Genomic DNA, 18,034 nt, shown 5'->3' on the forward strand with positions numbered 1-18,034 from the left:
CCCCGGGCGCTCGGTGAGCACCCGGGGTCGTCGACGTCGGTCACCAGGACCTCAGCCTGTCGGCGAGGCGCCGGTGACACGGGCTCAGCGGGGCCCGGGGGCTCCCGCAGCGGTCTTGCCGGCGTCGCGCTCGACGACGTCGCCGAGGATCTCGTCGATCTTCGCCATGAGCTCGGCGGGGATGACCACGCCGGACGCCTTGACGTTCTCGGCGACCTGCTCGGGGCGCGAGGCGCCGATGAGGGCGGCAGCGACGTTGTCGTTCTGCAGGACCCACGCGACAGCGAGCTGCGCCTGCGTCAGGCCCAGCTCGTCGGCGACGGCCTTCAGCTGCTGGACGCGCGTGAGCACGTCCTCGGTCATGAACTGCTGGATGAAGCGCGAGCCGTTGGCGTCGGTGGCGCGCGACCCGGCGGGGGCGGGCTGGCCGGGCAGGTACTTGCCGCTCAGCACGCCCTGCGCGACGGGGGACCAGACGATCTGGGACAGGCCCAGCTCGCGCGAGGTCGGGACGACCTCGTCCTCGATGACGCGCCACAGCATCGAGTACTGGGGCTGGGAGGAGATGAGCTGGAAGCCGAGCTCCTTCGAGAGGGCGTGGCCCGCGCGGATCTGGTCCGCGGTCCACTCGCTCACGCCGATGTAGAGGGCCTTGCCCTGGCGGACGATGTCGGCGAACGCCTGCATCGTCTCCTCGAGCGGGGTCGACTGGTCGAAGCGGTGCGCCTGGTAGAGGTCGACGTAGTCGGTGCCGAGGCGCTGGAGCGAGCCGTTGATCGACTCCATGACGTGCTTGCGGGACAGGCCCGAGTCGTTGGCCCCGCCAGGGCCCGTGGGCCAGTAGACCTTGGTGAAGATCTCGAGGGACTCGCGGCGCTGTCCCTTGAGGGCGTCGCCGAGGACCTGCTCGGCCTTGGTGTTGGCGTAGACGTCCGCGGTGTCGAACGTGGTGATGCCGGCGTCGAGCGCGGCGTGGACGCACTGGGTGGCGACGTCGTTCTCTACCTGCGAGCCGTGGGTGAGCCAGTTGCCGTAGGTGATCTCGGAGATCTTGAGGCCGGAGTTGCCGAGGAAGCGGTAGTTGACCATGCGTCCACCCTACGGCGTGATTGTGGGTGAAAAGACCCTCTAGCCATGCATCCGCTTAGCGTCTGTGCGCGAACACCACTAGCGTGCAACAAGCGATGTTGCGCCAGAGGAGCAGGGAGTTGGTATGGACGAGGATCCGGAACTCGAAGCGATGCGGATGATCGCGACGGCGTTGGAACCGCTCGACGGGCAGGCGAGGCAGCGGACGCTCGCGTGGGCATACGGACGATTCGCAGATGGCATGACCATCGCGAGCTCGTTCCAGGGACGGGGAGAACCGCCTGTTCAGGTCGACGCCGCTGTCGGGGAGCAGGTGCCAGTGTCGCAGGCCTCCGCTAAGCCACTTCCTGACGAGAGTAATGACGGTCCCTGGGACCACTTCGCAGAGCTTTACGATGCCGCCGGGCCCTCGACTGACGGCGAGCGGCTTCTCGTTGCTGCCTACTGGGTTCAGGTGGTCCAAGGAGGCGACAACTTCTCATCGTTTGCCCTCAACAGCGTGCTTAAGGATCTAGGGCATGCCGTCGGACACATTTCCGAGCGAACTGCCCAACTTGTCAAGCAGAAGCCCGCCCTAATTCTGCAGCTGAGGAAGTCGGGTAGTACGCGACAGGCCCGCAAGACCTTTAAGCTCTCGCGTGCTGGTTCGGACCGGGTAAGGTCGATGATTGGTGGCAGTTGAGCCGAAAGATGCCTTTGCGCTGCTACCCCCCAGTTTAGCGGCCGACCTAACGGACGCTTTTAGCGAGGTGTTGCGCAATTTCTCGGAGCAACGTTGGGAGCCCTCTGAACTGAATGGCGGCAAGTTGTGCGAAGCGGCTTACACAATTATTCGTGGACTTCTGGACGGCGGGAATTACCCAAGCCGAGCTAGCAAGCCGCGCAACATGGTCCAGGCGTGCGAGCGTCTTGCTGACGAGTTCCCGCAAGCGCCTAGATCGCCACGAATCCAGTTGCCGCGGATGCTAGTTGCGCTCTATGAAATCCGAAACAACCGCGGTGTCGGCCACGCGGGCGGCGACGTGAACCCAAACCACATGGATGCCACCGCTGTTCTCTACATAAGCAAGTGGATTATGGCTGAACTCGTTCGGATCCTCCACGGGCTGCCTGTCACCGAAGCTACGGAGATCGTCGAGTCGCTTGTCGAGCGTGATGTAGCGCTTGTCTGGTCCCGTGCCAGAACAAGGCGCGTCTTGGTGCTGGGCCTGCCCCGTCGTGAACAGACACTCCTCTTGCTCGTCGGAACGGGAATGGCGACCGAATCAGAGCTTGCTGGTTGGCTCGAAGTCGTGCATATTGCGGCGTTTCGTCGAGACGTCCTTCGGGCAATGCATAGGCAGCGGCACGTCGAGTACTCAGAGGTTGATCGCACGGTTCGCCTGCTGCCGCCAGGCGTCGAGGCAGCGGAGGGTTTGGTCAAGCGGCTACAGGATCAAGCCGCGAGCGAGTAGCCGGAGGCAGACACTTCGGTGAAGATCTCGAGGGACTCGCGGCGCTGTCCCTTGAGGGCGTCGCCGAGGACCTGCTCGGCCTTGGTGTTGGCGTAGACGTCGGCGGTGTCGAACGTGGTGATGCCGGCGTCGAGCGCGGCGTGGACGCACTGGGTCGCGACGTCGTTCTCGACCTGCGAGCCGTGGGTGAGCCAGTTGCCGTAGGTGATCTCGGAGATCTTGAGGCCGGAGTTGCCGAGGAAGCGGTAGTTGGGCATGGGGACAACACTAAGTTGCCCGGGGCACCTCGGGGAACTGCGGTCCGTCCGGCGGACCGGACGCGAGACGCTACGCGGGGAAGCTGCCGTGCTTCTTGTGCATGGGCTTGGGCAGGCGTGCGCGGCGCAGCTGGAAGGCGCGCATCACGGCGTACATCGCGTTGCCCTTGGGGGAGTCCGGCCCGAACTTCGCGACCAGGCGCTTCTTGAGCGAGCGCCACATGATGAACGCGTCGATGATCGTGATGAGCACGATCCCGTAGAGCACGAAGATGATGATCGTCGCCATGTTCAGGTTCTGGGAGAACACGAACGTCAGGACGATGAACACCAGGGCGACGGGCAGGAAGAACTCGCCCAGGTTCCAGCGGGCGTCCACGTAGTCGCGCACGTAGCGCTTGACCGGACCCTTGTCGCGGGCGGGCATGTAGCGCTCGTCGCCCGTCTGCATGGCCTGGAACTGGCGGTCGCGTGCGTCACGCTGCTGCTGGCGCGCGGTCTTGGCCGCGGACTTGCGGTCCGAGGGCACGAGCGGGCGCTTGTTGGCGGCCTCGGCGACCTTGCGCTTGGGCGTCGGCCTGCCCTTGCCGGCCTTCTCGATCTCGGCTGCGGCGGCAACGGGATCGGGGGCGTCGTTCGACGAGGGCGCGGAGGACTTGTTGCGTGAGAACACAGGTCCAGCGTAGTCGAGGACGGGGGCTGCCTCGTCACGTGCGGCGGGCAGGAGCGGAGGCGTACCGGCGGGTAGCGTTGCCCGGGTGAACAGCACACCTGGAACCAGCACCCTTCCCGAGCCCGACGACGTCGCTCACCTGCGCGCCCGGGTCGCCGAGCTCTTCCCCGCCCTGCGCGGCGACCTCGAGGCGCTCGTGCGCATCCCGTCCGTGTCCAACTCCGCGTTCGACCAGGCACACGTCGCGGCGAGCGCCGAGGCCGTGGCCGAGCTCCTGCGCGGTGCGGGGCTGCCCGAGGTGCAGATCCTGCACGCGACGGGCGTCGCGGGTCCGCTCGGCGCCCCCGCGGTCGTCGCGCGCCGCCCGGCCCCGGAGGGCGCCCCGACGGTCCTGCTCTACGCGCACCACGACGTGCAGCCCCCGGGCGACGCGGCCACGTGGGACACGGACCCGTTCGTCCCGACCGAGGTCGACGGTCGGCTGTTCGGTCGTGGTGCGGCCGACGACAAGGCCGGGATCGTTGCTCACGTGGGTGCGCTGCGGGCGCTGTCCGCGCTGGGTGACCTGCCGATCGGCGTGACGGTCTTCGTCGAGGGCGAGGAGGAGGTCGGGTCGCCGAGCTTCCTGCCGTTCCTGAACCAGCACAAGGACCTCCTCGCGGCGGACGTGATCGTCGTCGCGGACTCCGCGAACTGGAAGGTCGGGGTCCCGGGGCTCACCACGAGCCTGCGTGGGCTGGTCGACTGCGACGTCGAGGTCGCGGTGCTGGGCCACGCGGTGCACTCGGGCATGTTCGGTGGCCCGGTGCTCGACGCGCTCACGCTGCTCTCGCGCCTGATCGCCACGCTCCACGACGAGCAGGGGAACGTCGCGGTCGAGGGCCTGGTCTCCGCGCCGGACCCGACCGTGGACTATGAGGAGGCGGACTTCCGCGCGGACTCCTCGGTGCTCGACGGGGTCCGCCTCGCGGGCGAAGGGACGCTGACGGGTCGCCTGTGGACCAAGCCGGCGCTGTCCGTCATCGGGATCGACGCGCCGAGCGTCGCGCACGCGTCCAACACGCTGACCCCGCGCGCGACGGCCAAGATCTCGCTGCGCATCGCGCCCGGCCAGGACCCGGCGGCCGCGCTCGCGGCGCTGCGTGCGCACCTCGAGTCGAACGCGCCGTTCGGCGCGCAGGTCACGGTGCACGACGGCGAGACGGGCAAGCCGTTCCAGGCGCCCACCGACTCGTCGGCGATGCAGGCCGCGCGCTGGGCGTTCGAGACGTCGTGGGGCACGGCGCCGGTCGACATCGGCATCGGCGGCTCGATCCCGTTCATCGCTGACCTGCTCGACGTCTTCCCCGACGCGGCCATCCTCGTGACGGGCGTCGAGGACCCCGACTCGCGCGCGCACGGCGCGAACGAGTCGGTGCACCTCGGTGAGCTCGAGAAGGTCGTGCTGGCCGAGGCACTCCTGCTGACGCGCCTCGCGCAGGGTTGAGTCGTCGCCGAGAACGGGTGTGCGGTCGACATCGGCTCGACGACGACCGCGCACCCGTTCTCGGCGGGCGACCCCGGGCGACCCCGGGCGACCCCGGTGCTACGTTCGGAGGATGACCCCGCAGGAGATCGAGGAGCTCGTGCTGCTGCGCCGCGCCCGGGACCTCATGGACCGGGAGTACGCGGCGCCGCTCGACGTCCCGACCATGGCGCGTAAGGCCCTCATGTCTCCCGCGCACTTCTCGCGCCGCTTCCGGGCGACGTACGGCGAGACGCCCTACTGCTACCTCATGACGCGACGGATCGAGCGGGCGATGGCCCTGCTGCGGGGCGGCGCGAGCGTCACGGACGCGTGCATGGCGGTCGGGTGTACGTCGCTCGGCTCGTTCAGCTCGAAGTTCACCGAGGTCGTGGGCGAGACGCCCTCGGCGTACCGGAGCCGGGAGCACGCCGCGGTCAAGGCCATGCCACCGTGCGTGGCCCAGGTCCTGACGCGCCCGGCGCGCAGCGCCGCGGCGACCGCGGGCACCACCGCGCGCTGAGCACAGCGGGGCTGCGAGGGGGACCGCCGCATCGAGCAGGATCGGAGAAGCGGGCGCGCGAGCCCCGTCCTAGAGTCGCCGTCATGACCATCTCACTGAAGTTCTGCAACATCACCGTCAACGACGTCGACGAGTCGATCGCGTTCTACAGCGACGCGCTCGGGCTCAAGGTGCACAACGACGTGGGTTCCGAGGGGTTCCGCTGGGTCACGCTCGGGTCGGACGCGCAGCCCGGTCTGGGCATCGTGCTCTCGGCACCGCACGCGGGTCGCTCGCAGGCCGACGGCGACGCGCTCCAGGAGCTCATGATCAAGGGCGTCCTGCCGATCCTCGTGTTCGCGACCGACGACGTCGACGCTCTCTTCGAGACCGTCCGGGCGTCGGGCGCCGAGGTCCTGCAGGAGCCCATGGACCAGGACTGGGGTCCGCGCGACTGCGCGTTCCGGGACCCGTCGGGCAACATGGTCCGGGTCGCCCAGGCCGCCTGAGCAGGGTCGAGCGGCCGGGGCAGGGCACGAGCGGTCGGCGCCCGAGCCCACGTCGCCCCTGCCGGAGACGTGGTCCCCGCCGGGGTGGTGGGATAGGGACATGGCGAACGAGACGATGGTCCCCCTGCTGCCGTGCGCGTCGATCGACGAGATCCACGACTTCGCCGTGGCCCTCGGGTTCGAGGTGACCTACCGGCAGACCCGGCCCAACCCGTACCTCGCGCTGCGCCGTGGCGGCATCGACCTGCACTACTTCGCGATGGACGGCTTTCGTCCCGAGGACTCGTACGGCTCGTGCCTGGTCGTGGTCGACGACACCGAGCCCCTGTACGAGGCGTGGGCGGCCGGGCTGCGCGCGGTCTACGGGAAGCTGCCGCTGAGCGGTTTCCCGCGCATCACGCGGCCCCGTCGTCGGGCGAATGCGGGCGGGCTCAGCGGGTTCAGCCTCGTGGACCCCGCCGGAAACTGGTTGCGGGTCGTGCGGCGCCCCGAGGACCCCGAGCCGGGGACGGCGGATCTCGCGGACCCCGGCACCGGCACCCCGGCGGACCGGTCGCGCGCGGCACGCTCGGGCTCGGGCGAGGACACCGGCAGCCCGGACGGCCCGCCGGGGGAGTCGCGCCTGCTGCTCGCCGTGGCCAACGCGGTGGTCCAGGCGGACTCGCGCGGCGACGTCGGGCAGGCCGTGAAGATCCTCGACGGCGCGCTGCGCCGCGACGCCGACGCGGGGGACCTGGGCGCCTCGGCCCGTGACCGGGTCGAGGCCCAGGCCTTCCGTGCCGAGCTGGCCGTCCGGCTCGACGACGCCGCGACCGCCCGGCGCATGCTCGACGAGGTGGACCGGTGCGTGGCCTCGGCCCGGGGGCAGCACCTCACGCAGGACCTGACGACGGTCCTCGCCCAGCTCGAGGACGTCAGGGCGTGGTTGTCGGCCCAGGGATGACGGACACCTCGCGGTAGTGCTCGACGACCGGGAACGGGTCGTAGAAGTGGTGGAGCAGCGCCTTCCACCGCAGGTACTCGGGCGAGCCGCGGAAGCCCTCGGTGTGTGCCTCGAGGCGGTCCCAGCGCACGAGCAGGAGGTACGTCGAGGGGCGCTCGACGCACCGCGACACCGAGAGCCCACCGAAGCCGGGCATCGCGGAGACGATCGCCCGAGCGTGCGCGAAGGCCTCCTCGAAGGCGGTCTCCTGGCCGGGAACCACGTGCAGCAGGGCGTGCTCGAGCACCTCGTGCGTCATGGCCCGCAGCGTAGGGCGGCGCGGGCTCAGCGGGCTGCGACGTCCACGGCCTGGGCCCAGTCGCGCACGTCGGCCGGCAGCTCGGGGCTCACGGTCGAGGTGCCCAGGAGGGCGACGACCTCGGGCCCCGGGATGCGGTCGCCCGCCTTCGACAGGAACCGGCCCGCGATCAGGCCGCGCGCGCACAGGTCTCCGCCGCGCGTGAAGACCTGCTCGAGGTAGACGACGCGCTCGTCCCACCCGAGCACGCGCGTCGTGATCTCGAAGCGGTCCCAGAGCTGGAGCGAGCGGCGGTACTTCATGGTCGACGACGCGACGACGGGGTACCAGCCCTGGTCGCGCAGGAGCCCGAAGGCGCCGAGGTCGGCGAGGAAGTTGCTGCGCGCCACGTCCATCATCTGCAGGTAGACGCCGTTGTTCACGTGCAGGTAGAAGTCGAGGTCGCCGGGGCGCACGCGCATGCGGGTCACGGAGGGGTCGAGGACCCCGCGCCCGGGGACGGCCTTGCGGGGCAGGGTGCTGGCGATCGTGAGCTGGATCTGTCGGGTCACCGTCGCAGGCTACTACCGAGCACGGGCGGTATCAGGTATCGCGGGTCGAGCTTCGTCCCTGGGGCCCGCCGTGCGGGACTCGCCGGTCGTTCGGCCCGTCCGCCGAGGCGTGTGAGGATGGCCCCCGTGACTTCCCGAACCGCCGCCCCCGTTCCCGACGCCGCCCCGACGCCCGCAGCCGTCGAGCCCTCGTCCGTGCCCGAGGTGCCCACCACCTCCCACCACTGGACCGTCCGCGCGTTCCGCGTCGTCGCGATCGCCGAGGCCTTCTCCTGGGCCGGCCTGCTCGTGGGGATGTACGTCAAGTGGATCGCCGAGGCCTCCGAGATCGGCGTCAAGATCTTCGGTCCCGTCCACGGGGGCCTGGTCGTCGCCTACGTCGCGCTCGCGCTCGTCGTGGCCGTCCGTCAGCGCTGGTCGCTCCTGACGGTCTTCTTCGCGCTCGCCGCGACGCTGCCGCCGTTCCTCACGGTCTTCTTCGACCGGTGGGCGCACCGCTCGGGCCGCTACGAGGAGCGTGCGGGCGCCTGACCCCGGACGGTCGTGGCGCGGGGCAGGTCCTCAGCCCTCGTACTGCAGGGCGCGCCGGACCTCCTCGGCAACCTCGGCGCTCTCGAGCCGTTCGACGAGGTGCAGCGCCATGTCGATCCCGGCCGACACCCCGGCCGAGGTGACCACGTCGCCGTCGTCGACGAAGCGTGTCTCGGTGTCGACGAGGATGCTGGGGTCGAGGCGGGCGAGCTCGTCGACGTGGTCCCAGTGGGTCGTCGCCGGACGCCCGGCCAGCAGACCGGCCGCCGCGAACGCGAGCGAGCCCGTGCACACGCTCGCCAGGAGCGGTGTCCGGGCTCGCATCGCGTGGAGCCAGGCGAGGTGCGTCGGGTCCCCGACCAGCCGCTGGATGCCGGGCCCTCCGGGGTGCACGAGCACCTGGACCGGGTCGACGTCGTCGGCGGACCCGTCGGGGACCATGTGCAGGCCTTGTGCGAGTCGCACCCCGCGCCCGTCCCACGAGAACGTCGAGACCCGCGGCTTGAGGGCAGAGCGCTCGCGCCACGTCGTGAATACCTCGTAGGGGCCCGCGACGTTGAGCTCCTCGGCGCCGTCGAACACGAAGATCCCGACGCTCAGACCGTTCCCGGTCGTCATCCGTCACCCCCGAGGGTCGATGCGATGGTGCGACCGTCGGGTCCGCCGGCGGGTGCCGACGGGCCCGACGGGTGGTTTCTAGAGTCCGGGCAGGGCGAGCATCTGGTCGAGCGCGACGCGTGCCCAGTGGGCGTCGTCGGCGTCGACGACGATGCGGTTGACCGTGCGCCCGGCGACGAGGGACTCCATGGCCCACACGAGGTGCGGCAGGTCGATGCGGTTCATCGTCGAGCAGAAGCAGACGGTCGAGTCGAGGTAGTGCACCTGCTTGTCCGGGTGCGCGCGGGCGACGCGTCGCACCAGGTTGAGCTCTGTGCCGATCGCCCAGGACGAGCCGGGCTCGGCGGCATCCAGCATCTTGATGATGTACTCGGTCGAGCCGACGTAGTCCGCGGCCTCCACGACCTCGTTCTTGCACTCGGGGTGCACGAGCACGTTGATGCCCGGCACCGCGGCACGGATGTCTGTCACGTTGCGCTCGGAGAAGCGTCCGTGGACCGAGCAGTGCCCGCGCCACAGGATCATGCGTGCGTCGCGCAGCTCGGCGTCCGTCAGACCGCCGTTCGGCTTGCGGGGGTCGAAGACCACGCAGTCCGCGGGGGACATGCCGAGCTTGAGAAGTGCGGTGTTGCGTCCGAGGTGCTGGTCGGGCATGAACAGGACCTTGCTGGGGAGGGAGCCGCCCGCAGCGTCCAGCTTGTCGAATGCCCAGCGCAGCGCGACCTCCGCGTTCGAGGACGTGCAGATGGTCCCGCCGTGCCGACCCGTGAAGGCCTTGATCGCGGCGGTCGAGTTCATGTACGTGACGGGGAGCGTGACGTCGGCGATCCCGACGTCCTGGAGGACCTCCCACGCGTCCTCGACCTGGTTGATCGCGGCCATGTCGGCCATCGAGCAGCCCGCCGCGAGGTCCGGCAGGACGACCTGCTGGGCGTCCGAGGTGAGGATGTCCGCGCTCTCGGCCATGAAGTGCACGCCGCAGAAGAGGATGAACTCGGCCTCGGGGCGTGCCGCGGCCTCGCGCGCGAGCTTGAACGAGTCGCCCGTGACGTCCGCGAAGTCGATGACCTCGTCGCGCTGGTAGTGGTGGCCCAGGACGAAGGCCCGCGAGCCGAGTGCGGCGCGGGCCGCACGGGCACGTTCGACGAGGTCGGGGTCGCTGGCGGCCGGCAGCTCGCCGGTGCACTCGACTCCTCGCTCGGAGGCCAGGTCCCGGCCCTGTCCGAGGAGCAGGAGGGGGGAGGGGGCAGGTTCCGCGAAGGCGCTGTCCAACAGGGTGCTCACGGGACCATCGTCGCACAACGGTCGGTCGGTCGAGCAGCCCTGCCGGGGTCGACGGCCTGGCACAATCGCGGCATGCACCTCCTCCTCGCCGCCGCGGACCCGCTCGCCCTGTCGGACGGGAACCTGCCGGCCGAGGACGTGTGCGCCCTGGTCGCCGAGACCTGGGCGGCCACGGTGCGCGGCGACGTGGACCCGTGCGTCCTCAACCCCGGTGCGGCCGGATTCCTGCGCGCCCTCGCGGCCCACGCCCCCGAGCAGGTGGCGGTCGTCGCGCGCGGCGCGGCCGGTGACGACGTGCCCGTGACGTTCCGGCTCGGCCACCCCTCGGCGACCGGGGCGCGCACGGCCTACGTCGAGGCCGCGTTCCTGCGTCCCGCGCCGACGGACGGCAGCACCGCCGGCGGTGGGCTGGGCACGGCGACGAGCTACGGCGTCGGGCAGGTCGTCGCGCTCGCTGCCCGACGGGCCTCGCGCGTCGTCGTGGCGACGGGGGACAGCGGTGCGCACGACGCCGGGGCCGGGATGCTCGCGGCGCTCGCAGGGACCGGGACGGGGCCGCTGACCCGCGGCGGGGCCGCGCTCGGCGCGACCACCGCCGACGACGCCGCGGCCGCGCGCCGCGCCCGGGACGCGCTGCGGTCCGTCGAGCTCGTCGGCGCGGTCGAGTCCGACCTGCCGCTGCTGGGTCTGCACGGGGCCAGCGGGGCGCTCGCGGTCGCGCGGCCCGCGCTGGCGACGCTCGCCCAGGAGCTCGAGCGGGCGCACGGCCACTACGCGCACGAGGTCACGCGCGCGCTGGAGGGCACGGCACGCCGCGACCTGCTGTCCGGCGCTTCCGGCCGCCCGGGTGTCTCCGGCCCGACGGCGGCGCCCGCCCCGGGCGGTGGGGGGGGCGCGTCGCGCGCGGCAGCCGACCGGGCGCTGACCGGGCTGCCCGGCGCAGGCGCGGGCGGGGGACTGGGCTTCGGGATCGCCGCCGCCGGCGGTCGCCTGCTGCCCGGGACGTCGCTGGTCGCGGACGTCGTCGGGCTGGGCGCGCGGGTCGAGGCCGCCGACGTCGCGGTCGTGGTCGTCGACCGGCTCGACGCGTCGACGACGCACGACGGCCCCCTGCCCGAGGTCGCGCGCCGGGCCGGTGCGCTCGGGGTCCCGGTCGTCGTCCTGGCGCGCGAGATCCTCGCCGGTCGGCGCGAGCAGGCCGCGGCGGGGATCAGCGGTGCCTACGAGCTCGGGCCGGACAGCGACGCGGCGCGGGCTCGGGTCGCTCGCGTGGCCCGCACCTGGGCCGGCAGCGAGAGGTGAGCGCGGGCGTCGTACACTCGGGAACAGAACCATCTCCCGTCGTGTTGACGGGTATGCGACAAGCCTGAGGACCGATCGGCCAGCCCGGGAGCGGGAGCCGCAGACCGACGGCACACCACGGGGCGAGAGCCCACCGAAGACTGTGCGGAGAACACGATGAGCGAGACCACCGAGACCGCCACCCACGGCGTCCTGCTGACGGACTTCGCGGCCGGCAAGATCCGCAGCCTCCTCGAGCAGGAGGGCCGCGACGACCTGCGTCTGCGCGTCGCCGTCCAGCCCGGTGGCTGCTCGGGCCTGATCTACCAGCTCTACTTCGACGAGCGTGTCCTGGACGGCGACGCCCTCAAGGACTACGACGGCGTCGAGGTCGTCGTCGACAAGATGAGCGTCCCCTACCTGGACGGCGCGACCATCGACTTCGCCGACACGATCGAGAAGCAGGGCTTCACGATCGACAACCCCAACGCGGGCAGCGCCTGCGCGTGCGGCGGCTCGTTCGGCTGATCCACGCGCGTCGGCAGCCCGTCTGCCGAGGAGCCACGACGGCCCGGTCACCTCACGGTGGCCGGGCCGTCCGCGTCCGTGGGGGCGGTGCCTGGGCGGTCACCCACCCAGGCGGACGGTGATCGCCCAGGTCGTGCCGCCGTCGGGCGTGCTCCCGGAGTCCGTCGCGTCGGCGTCCTGTCCCTCGGCTCCCTCCACGACCGTGCCCTCCACGACGGTGCTCTCCACGATCGCGTGGCCGCGCATGCGGGCCCAGGCCGGGACGTCGTGACGGGCTGCGGGGTCGGTCGACCAGACCGTCAGGACGTCGCCCGGCGCACGGTCGCGCGCGGCGGCCGCGAGCCGGATGACGGGCAGCGGGCAGCGCAGGCCGCGCGCGTCCACGAGCGTGACCGGCTCGTCGCTCACAGCCCGCTCACCCCGAGCGAGGCGCGCACCCGCGCGACGGCCCCGGGCAGGACCGCGAGGAAGCGGTCGACGTCGTCCTGCGTGGTGGCCCGGTCGAGCGCGATGCGCACGTTGCCGTGCGTCAGGACGCCCATGGCGGCCAGGACGTGGCTGGGCTCGAGCGTGCTCGACGTGCACGCCGACCCCGACCCGACCGCGAACCCCGCCCGGTCCAGCTCGGTCACCAGGGCCTCGCCGTCGACGAACAGGAACGAGAAGGTCACGACGTGGGGGAGCCGGTCGTCGGGGTCGCCCACGACCTCGACGTCGGGGATCCGCCCGACGACGGCGCGCACCTTGTCGACGATCGCCCGGCGCCGCGTGTCCTGCGCCGCGCGGTCGGCCAGGACCGACTGGAGCGCGACGGCGGCCGCGAACGCGGCGGGCACGCTCACCCCGCCGGGGAACCACGGCTCGGCGTCCTCGGGCCAGGTGCGCCGCCAGCGGACCCGGTTGCGGACCGCCAGCACCCCGACGCCCGCGGGGCCGCCCCAGTCGGCAGGGTCGGCGGCGAGCAGGTCCCAGGCGTCGGGAACCTCCCCGTGCCCGACGACGGCGCCCGCGTCCACGACGAGCGGCACCCCCGCGCGGCGCGCGGCCGCGTGGACCGCGGCGACGGGCTGGACCGTGCCGACCTCGCCGTTGGCGACCTGGAGCGCGGCGAGCGCGGTCCCAGGGCTCGTGACCGCCTCGGTCATCGCGGCCTCGTCGACCCGGCCGAGCGTGTCGACCGGGACCTTCACGAGGGCGTCGGGGCTGCCCGCGGTCGCGACCGCGAGCTCGGCCGCGTGCAGGACTGCGGCGCGCTCGACCGCCGAGACGACGATCCCCGGTCCCGTGCGACGGCGCCCGAGCGCGACCGCGCCCACCGCGGCGTGCAGGGCGGCCACGTGCGAGGGCGCGAGGTGGACCTCCTCGGTCCGGGCGCCGAGGCCGGCGGCGATCGCCTCGCGGGCCCCGTCGAGGAGCACGGCGGCCCGGCGTGCCTCGGCGTACAGGCGCCGGGGGTCGGCCCACCCGTCGTCGATCGCCTGGGCGAGGGCGGTGCGTGCGAGGGGGTGCAGGGCCGCCCGGCCGCCGTTGTCGAGGTAGACCCGACGCGGGGGCGTCGTGGTGTCGGTCACATGAGCTCCAGAGGGCGTGCGAGGCGGCCCGGGGAGGGCTCCCGAACCGCCGATCGGCGAACTTTCATTGCAGACGCGCCGAATGTGCCACGGACGCGACGTACACCGTGCACCGTAGCGCGGGCCGCGCGGGAAGCGACGATCTGACAGATGCGCCGAGGGTGTGCCGAACCCCGGGATCTCGCGGGAAGTTGGCGGATTCGTCACGCTCAGAAGCTGCGTTGACGGCGCGAGAGAGGGCATTTGCGCGCTAGGCTCTGTGGGTCGAGGACGAAGGTTCTGCGGGGAACTCGTGGAGAAGATCGAGCCCCCCTGTCGAACGTTGAAGTGAAAGGCCCCCCTTGCACTCGCAATCCCCTAGCCGCACACGGCGAACCATCCTGCGAGCGACGGCTTCCGCCGTCGCGGTCGCAGCCTTGGCGTCCGGTTGTGCCAGTGAGACCGTTCAGCGCGGATTTCTCCCCGGATACTCCGACGGTGAGGTGACCGACCAGACCGCCCGCATCACGTCGCTGTGGAACGGGTCCTGGATCGCGGCACTCATCGTCGGTGTCATCACGTGGGGACTGATCCTGTGGTGCGTGGCCGCCTACCGCAAGCGCAAGGACGACCACGTCCTGCCCGTGCAGACGCGCTACCACCTGCCCCTCGAGATCATGTACACGGCAGTGCCGATCGTCATGGTGCTCGTGCTCTTCTACTACACCGACCGTGACATGACGGCGATCAAGGACCTCTCCGCAGAGCCTGACGTCGAGATCCAGGTCATCGGCAAGCAGTGGAGCTGGGACTTCAACTACCTCACGGACGACGTCTACGAGTCCGGCCAGCACGAGGCCAACGTCGGCGACCTCCGCTCCGAGGACGAGATCGAGGGTGCCCCCGGCACCGCGACGTCGCTGCCGACGCTGTACCTGCCGGTCAACGAGGTCGTCCGGTTCAAGCTGGACTCCCGCGACGTCATCCACTCCTTCTGGATCCCCGCGTTCCTCTTCAAGATGGACATGATCCCGGAGCGCACCAACGAGTGGCAGGTCACCCCCACACGCGAGGGTGTCTACGCCGGCAAGTGCGCCGAGCTCTGCGGCGAGCACCACTCGGGCATGCTCTTCAACGTCGCCGTGGTCTCCCGCGAGGAGTACGACGCGCAGATGCAGAAGCTCGAGGACAAGGGTCAGACCGGCGAGCTCGGGCTGGACCTGAACCGCCTCCAGGACCCGAACCCCCCCGTCGTCACGGAAGGTGAGAACTGATGGTCGCGCAGGCCGAAGTCATTCCCGGTCTCGCCCCGAAGCGCCAGACGCTCGGACGAACCGTCATCAAGTGGGTCACCTCGACCGACCACAAGACCATCGGGTACATGTACCTGATCACGTCGTTCATCTTCTTCTGCATCGGCGGGCTCATGGCCCTCGTGATCCGTGCCGAGCTCTTCGAGCCCGGCATCCAGATCGTGCAGAGCAAGGAGCAGTACAACCAGCTCTTCACGATGCACGGCACGATCATGCTGCTGCTGTTCGCCACCCCGCTCTTCGCGGGCTTCGCGAACGTCATCATGCCGCTGCAGATCGGCGCACCTGACGTCGCCTTCCCGCGACTGAACATGTTCGCCTACTGGCTCTACCTCTTCGGTGGCCTCATCGCCTCGGCCGGGTTCTTCACGCCGCAGGGTGCCGCGTCGTTCGGATGGTTCGCGTACGCGCCGCTGTCGAACACGACGTTCAGTCCAGGGGCCGGAGGAGATCTCTGGGTCTTCGGCCTGGCCCTCGCCGGGTTCGGAACCATCCTCGGTGCCGTCAACTTCATCACGACGATCATCACGATGCGCGCTCCGGGCATGACGATGTTCCGCATGCCGATCTTCACCTGGAACACGCTCGTCACGAGCCTCCTGGTCCTGATGGCGTTCCCCCCGCTGGCCGCGGCGCTGTTCGCGCTCGGAGCGGACCGCCGCCTCGGTGCGCAGATCTTCAACCCGGAGAACGGCGGTGCCATCCTCTGGCAGCACCTGTTCTGGTTCTTCGGTCACCCCGAGGTCTACATCATCGCGCTGCCGTTCTTCGGCATCGTCTCGGAGATCCTGCCGGTCTTCAGCCGCAAGCCGATCTTCGGCTACAAGGGTCTGGTCTACGCGACGATCGCGATCGCGGCGCTGTCCGTGACCGTCTGGGCCCACCACATGTACGTGACCGGCGCGGTCCTGCTGCCGTTCTTCGCGTTCATGACGATGCTCATCGCGGTCCCGACCGGTGTGAAGTTCTTCAACTGGATCGGCACGATGTGGCGCGGCAAGCTCACGTTCGAGACGCCCATGCTCTGGTCGATCGGCTTCCTCGTGACCTTCCTCTTCGGCGGTCTCACGGGCGTCATCCTCTCGAGCCCGGCGCTGGACTTCAGCCTCTCCGACTCGTACTTCGTCGTGGCGCACTTCCACTACGTGGTCTTCGGCACCGTCGTGTTCGCGATGTTCGCCGGGTTCTACTTCTGGTGGCCCAAGTTCACCGGGCGCATGCTCAACGAGAAGCTCGGCAAGATCCACTTCTGGCTGCTCTTCATCGGCTTCCACGCCACCTTCCTCGTCCAGCACTGGCTGGGTGTCGCCGGCATGCCGCGTCGCTACGCGGACTACATGCCGGAGGAGGGGTTCACGTGGATGAACCAGGTCTCGACGGTCGGCGCGTTCATCCTCGCCGCCTCGACCCTGCCGTTCCTCTGGAACGTCTACACGACCTGGCGCAACGCGCCCAAGGTCACCGTGGACGACCCGTGGGGCTACGGGGCCTCGCTCGAGTGGGCGACCTCCTGCCCGCCGCCGCGGCACAACTTCACGTCGCTGCCCCGGATCCGCTCGGAACGCCCCGCGTTCGACCTGCACCACCCCGAGGTCGCGGCCATGGACCACGCCGAGCCCAACCCGAACGTCCTGCAGCAGATCTACGGCGACGCTGACCGCCGTGGCGAGCAGCAGGTCGCCGCGGACCGCGTCGAGGGCAAGGATCACCCCAGCGCCAAGTCCTCGACGATGATCATCGACGAGCCGCGCGACGGCGAGAAGGAGGACGGCAAGTGAAGGTCGAATCGAGGCTCCACCTCTTCCTCGCACCGTTCTTCCTCCTGATGGCACTCGTCTACGGGTTCTGGAGCCACTGGGAGCCGGTCGGTTCCGCAGCGCTGTTCCTGACCTTCGGCCTCGCTGCCATGATCGGTGGCTACCTGGCCCTCACGGCCAAGCGCATCGACTCGCGCCCCGAGGACGACCCGGACGGTCTCATCGAGCAGGGCGCAGGCGACCAGGGCGTCTACGCGCCGTGGAGCTGGTGGCCGCTGGCCATCGCAGGCGCCGCGGCGATCGCCTTCCTGGGCCTCGCGCTCGGCTGGTGGATCCTCGGTATCGGCGTCGTCCTCGGTGCCGTCGCCCTCGTGGGCTGGGTCTTCGAGTTCTCTCGCGGACAGCACGCGCACTGATCGACCGCACGACACGACGGGCCCCGTCTCCCTCTGGGAGGCGGGGCCCGTTCGCGTTCTCGGGGCACGGGTGCGCGTGAGGTGCGGGCTGCGGGGGAGTGCGTGGTCCGCGGGGCCGCGGACGTCGGAGGCCGCCATACGCCTGCCTGCGGACTCACACCTGGCGCGCAGCCGAGGACCGCTCGTGCACGAGGGCGGTGACGTCGACGATCCCGACGGGAAGCCGTGAGACCAGACCCTCGAGCGCGGGCGTCACGGACGTGACCGTGAGCTGGACCTGGAGCTGGTCGTCCTCCGTCACCGACTCCCCGAAGGCGACGAGCAGGGCCTCCGGCCCGGACGTGGGCTCCGGTCCGGACCCCGACGATCTCAACGACGGCACCGAGAGCTCCGGGCGCCGGCCGGGACCCCGTGAGCGCCACCACCCACGGCGCGTCCAGCGCGGGCGGCACCTGGTCGAGGCCACGCGTCTCGTGCTCCAGGAGCAGCCCGTGGCGCCCCTTCGCCGCGACGAGGAGCCCTGTGGCCCAGACGTTCGTTCCCTCGACCACCGCCATGGCTTGTCGTCCCCTCGCCGGCCCGTGGCCATCCTCCCGGGACGGGGCCGGCTGCGCCTCCCGGTGGTGCTGGAACCACCGGTGGTGCTGAAAGCGGTGCAGGACCGCGATCGTGGCGGTCATCCGGTGGAGAAGGGCGCTCCGGTGCGGTCGTCGGTGTCCGTGGCCGATGCTGACCGCCGAGGTCGCGCGTCGAGGTCCGTCGAGGCGCGCAACGTGGCGAGACCGGGCGGCCCACGTCACGCCCAGCACGAACGGGCCGCACAGACACCCCGGGAAGGGGTCTGTGCGGCCCGTAGGGCGACGCAGAGGGTCAGGCGGGGATGATGAGGCCTTCGCCCTGGGTGCGGGCGCGGGCGAGGCGTGCGTCGGCGTCGGCCCAGTTGACGAGGTTCCACCAGGCGGTGACGTAGTCGGCG

21 protein-coding genes and 1 pseudogene are annotated in these 18,034 nt (G+C 70.8%); 12 read left to right on the top strand and 10 right to left on the bottom strand.

Annotated features, from left to right (window positions below; genetic code table 11):
• Positions 1-84: 84 nt before the first annotated feature.
• Positions 85-1,089 carry an aldo/keto reductase family protein gene (locus WFH32_RS19005; RefSeq protein ID WP_336708854.1) on the bottom strand — a complete coding sequence of 335 codons (1,005 nt, stop codon included), beginning with the start codon at positions 1,087-1,089 and terminating at the stop codon, positions 85-87.
• Between the two features lie 124 nt (positions 1,090-1,213).
• Here WFH32_RS19005 and WFH32_RS19010 point away from each other — a divergent pair, with 124 nt between their 5' ends.
• Positions 1,214-1,771 carry a hypothetical protein gene (locus WFH32_RS19010; RefSeq protein ID WP_336708856.1) on the top strand — a complete coding sequence of 186 codons (558 nt, stop codon included), beginning with the start codon at positions 1,214-1,216 and terminating at the stop codon, positions 1,769-1,771.
• On the top strand, positions 1,761-2,543 hold the full coding sequence (locus WFH32_RS19015) for a hypothetical protein (RefSeq protein ID WP_336708857.1): 783 nt from the start codon (positions 1,761-1,763) through the stop codon (positions 2,541-2,543). The genes WFH32_RS19010 and WFH32_RS19015 overlap by 11 nt, the downstream gene beginning before the upstream one ends.
• Positions 2,544-2,554: 11 nt before the next feature.
• Here the strand turns inward: WFH32_RS19015 and WFH32_RS19020 are convergent.
• Together WFH32_RS19020 and WFH32_RS19025 are read right to left on the bottom strand one after the other, a co-directional pair.
• Positions 2,555-2,800 (bottom strand): annotated as a pseudogene (locus tag WFH32_RS19020) (aldo/keto reductase); the annotation flags it as partial.
• Positions 2,801-2,870: 70 nt separating this feature from the next.
• A complete protein-coding gene (locus WFH32_RS19025) occupies positions 2,871-3,473 on the bottom strand; it encodes a DUF3043 domain-containing protein (protein ID WP_138824235.1) in 603 nt (200 codons plus the stop codon).
• Between the two features lie 85 nt (positions 3,474-3,558).
• On the opposite strand from WFH32_RS19025, the gene WFH32_RS19030 reads away from it, so the two are divergent.
• The 4 genes from WFH32_RS19030 to WFH32_RS19045 all read left to right on the top strand — a co-directional run bounded on the left by WFH32_RS19030 (position 3,559) and on the right by WFH32_RS19045 (position 6,931).
• Entirely contained in the window at positions 3,559-4,959 is a 1,401-nt protein-coding gene (locus WFH32_RS19030) for a dipeptidase (protein WP_336708859.1), read from the top strand.
• Positions 4,960-5,071: 112 nt separating this feature from the next.
• A complete protein-coding gene (locus tag WFH32_RS19035; protein ID WP_336708860.1) occupies positions 5,072-5,500 on the top strand; it encodes a helix-turn-helix transcriptional regulator in 429 nt (142 codons plus the stop codon).
• Positions 5,501-5,583: 83 nt separating this feature from the next.
• A complete protein-coding gene (locus WFH32_RS19040) occupies positions 5,584-5,988 on the top strand; it encodes a VOC family protein (RefSeq protein ID WP_191796523.1) in 405 nt (134 codons plus the stop codon).
• A gap of 100 nt (positions 5,989-6,088) precedes the next feature.
• Positions 6,089-6,931 (top strand): hypothetical protein, encoded by an 843-nt coding sequence (locus WFH32_RS19045; RefSeq protein ID WP_336708862.1) that lies wholly within the window; start codon positions 6,089-6,091, stop codon positions 6,929-6,931.
• Here the strand turns inward: WFH32_RS19045 and WFH32_RS19050 are convergent.
• Together WFH32_RS19050 and WFH32_RS19055 are read right to left on the bottom strand one after the other, a co-directional pair.
• Positions 6,903-7,229 carry an antibiotic biosynthesis monooxygenase family protein gene (locus WFH32_RS19050; RefSeq protein ID WP_336708864.1) on the bottom strand — a complete coding sequence of 109 codons (327 nt, stop codon included), beginning with the start codon at positions 7,227-7,229 and terminating at the stop codon, positions 6,903-6,905. The two genes, WFH32_RS19045 and WFH32_RS19050, sit on opposite strands and share 29 nt — an antisense overlap.
• Positions 7,230-7,255: 26 nt before the next feature.
• Positions 7,256-7,780 carry an acyl-CoA thioesterase gene (locus WFH32_RS19055; protein WP_191796526.1) on the bottom strand — a complete coding sequence of 175 codons (525 nt, stop codon included), beginning with the start codon at positions 7,778-7,780 and terminating at the stop codon, positions 7,256-7,258.
• A gap of 126 nt (positions 7,781-7,906) precedes the next feature.
• Between WFH32_RS19055 and WFH32_RS19060 the strand changes: the two genes are divergently transcribed.
• A complete protein-coding gene (locus tag WFH32_RS19060; protein ID WP_318244147.1) occupies positions 7,907-8,311 on the top strand; it encodes a DUF3817 domain-containing protein in 405 nt (134 codons plus the stop codon).
• A gap of 30 nt (positions 8,312-8,341) precedes the next feature.
• Here WFH32_RS19060 and WFH32_RS19065 read toward each other — a convergent pair whose 3' ends face one another.
• Both WFH32_RS19065 and nadA read right to left on the bottom strand, forming a co-directional pair.
• Positions 8,342-8,929, bottom strand: coding sequence for a DJ-1/PfpI family protein (locus tag WFH32_RS19065; protein ID WP_191796528.1), 588 nt, complete (start codon positions 8,927-8,929; stop codon positions 8,342-8,344).
• A 78-nt stretch (positions 8,930-9,007) separates the two neighbouring features.
• Entirely contained in the window at positions 9,008-10,213 is a 1,206-nt protein-coding gene (gene nadA, locus WFH32_RS19070) for a quinolinate synthase NadA (RefSeq protein ID WP_336708866.1), read from the bottom strand.
• 72 nt (positions 10,214-10,285) lie between these two features.
• Between nadA and WFH32_RS19075 the strand changes: the two genes are divergently transcribed.
• Both WFH32_RS19075 and WFH32_RS19080 read left to right on the top strand, forming a co-directional pair.
• Complete coding sequence (locus WFH32_RS19075) at positions 10,286-11,515, top strand: glycerate kinase (protein WP_336708868.1); 1,230 nt, start codon at positions 10,286-10,288, stop codon at positions 11,513-11,515.
• 156 nt (positions 11,516-11,671) lie between these two features.
• Positions 11,672-12,022, top strand: coding sequence for a HesB/IscA family protein (locus WFH32_RS19080; protein WP_030153043.1), 351 nt, complete (start codon positions 11,672-11,674; stop codon positions 12,020-12,022).
• Positions 12,023-12,121: 99 nt separating this feature from the next.
• Here the strand turns inward: WFH32_RS19080 and WFH32_RS19085 are convergent, their stop codons facing one another.
• Both WFH32_RS19085 and WFH32_RS19090 read right to left on the bottom strand, forming a co-directional pair.
• Positions 12,122-12,430 (bottom strand): sulfurtransferase TusA family protein, encoded by a 309-nt coding sequence (locus WFH32_RS19085; protein WP_336708871.1) that lies wholly within the window; start codon positions 12,428-12,430, stop codon positions 12,122-12,124.
• Positions 12,427-13,593, bottom strand: a complete 1,167-nt coding sequence (locus WFH32_RS19090; protein WP_336708873.1) for a cysteine desulfurase family protein — start codon at positions 13,591-13,593, stop codon at positions 12,427-12,429. Before WFH32_RS19090 ends, WFH32_RS19085 begins: the two co-directional genes overlap by 4 nt.
• Positions 13,594-13,934: 341 nt before the next feature.
• Between WFH32_RS19090 and ctaC the strand changes: the two genes are divergently transcribed.
• Genes ctaC through WFH32_RS19105 form a run of 3 tightly spaced genes read left to right on the top strand, consistent with a single transcriptional unit; the run spans position 13,935 to position 17,058 of the window.
• Positions 13,935-14,846, top strand: coding sequence for an aa3-type cytochrome oxidase subunit II (gene ctaC / locus WFH32_RS19095; RefSeq protein WP_138824248.1), 912 nt, complete (start codon positions 13,935-13,937; stop codon positions 14,844-14,846).
• A complete protein-coding gene (gene ctaD, locus WFH32_RS19100; protein ID WP_191796533.1) occupies positions 14,846-16,663 on the top strand; it encodes an aa3-type cytochrome oxidase subunit I in 1,818 nt (605 codons plus the stop codon). The genes ctaC and ctaD overlap by 1 nt, the downstream gene beginning before the upstream one ends.
• Positions 16,660-17,058, top strand: a complete 399-nt coding sequence (locus WFH32_RS19105; RefSeq protein WP_138824250.1) for a cytochrome c oxidase subunit 4 — start codon at positions 16,660-16,662, stop codon at positions 17,056-17,058. Before ctaD ends, WFH32_RS19105 begins: the two co-directional genes overlap by 4 nt.
• Before the next feature lie 154 nt (positions 17,059-17,212).
• Here WFH32_RS19105 and WFH32_RS19110 read toward each other — a convergent pair whose 3' ends face one another.
• Positions 17,213-17,440 carry a hypothetical protein gene (locus WFH32_RS19110; RefSeq protein ID WP_336708875.1) on the bottom strand — a complete coding sequence of 76 codons (228 nt, stop codon included), beginning with the start codon at positions 17,438-17,440 and terminating at the stop codon, positions 17,213-17,215.
• Between the last annotated feature and the right edge of the window lie 594 nt (positions 17,441-18,034).

The sequence above is a fragment of the Oerskovia sp. USHLN155 genome, from assembly GCF_037145535.1.
Lineage (GTDB): Bacteria > Actinomycetota > Actinomycetes > Actinomycetales > Cellulomonadaceae > Oerskovia > Oerskovia rustica.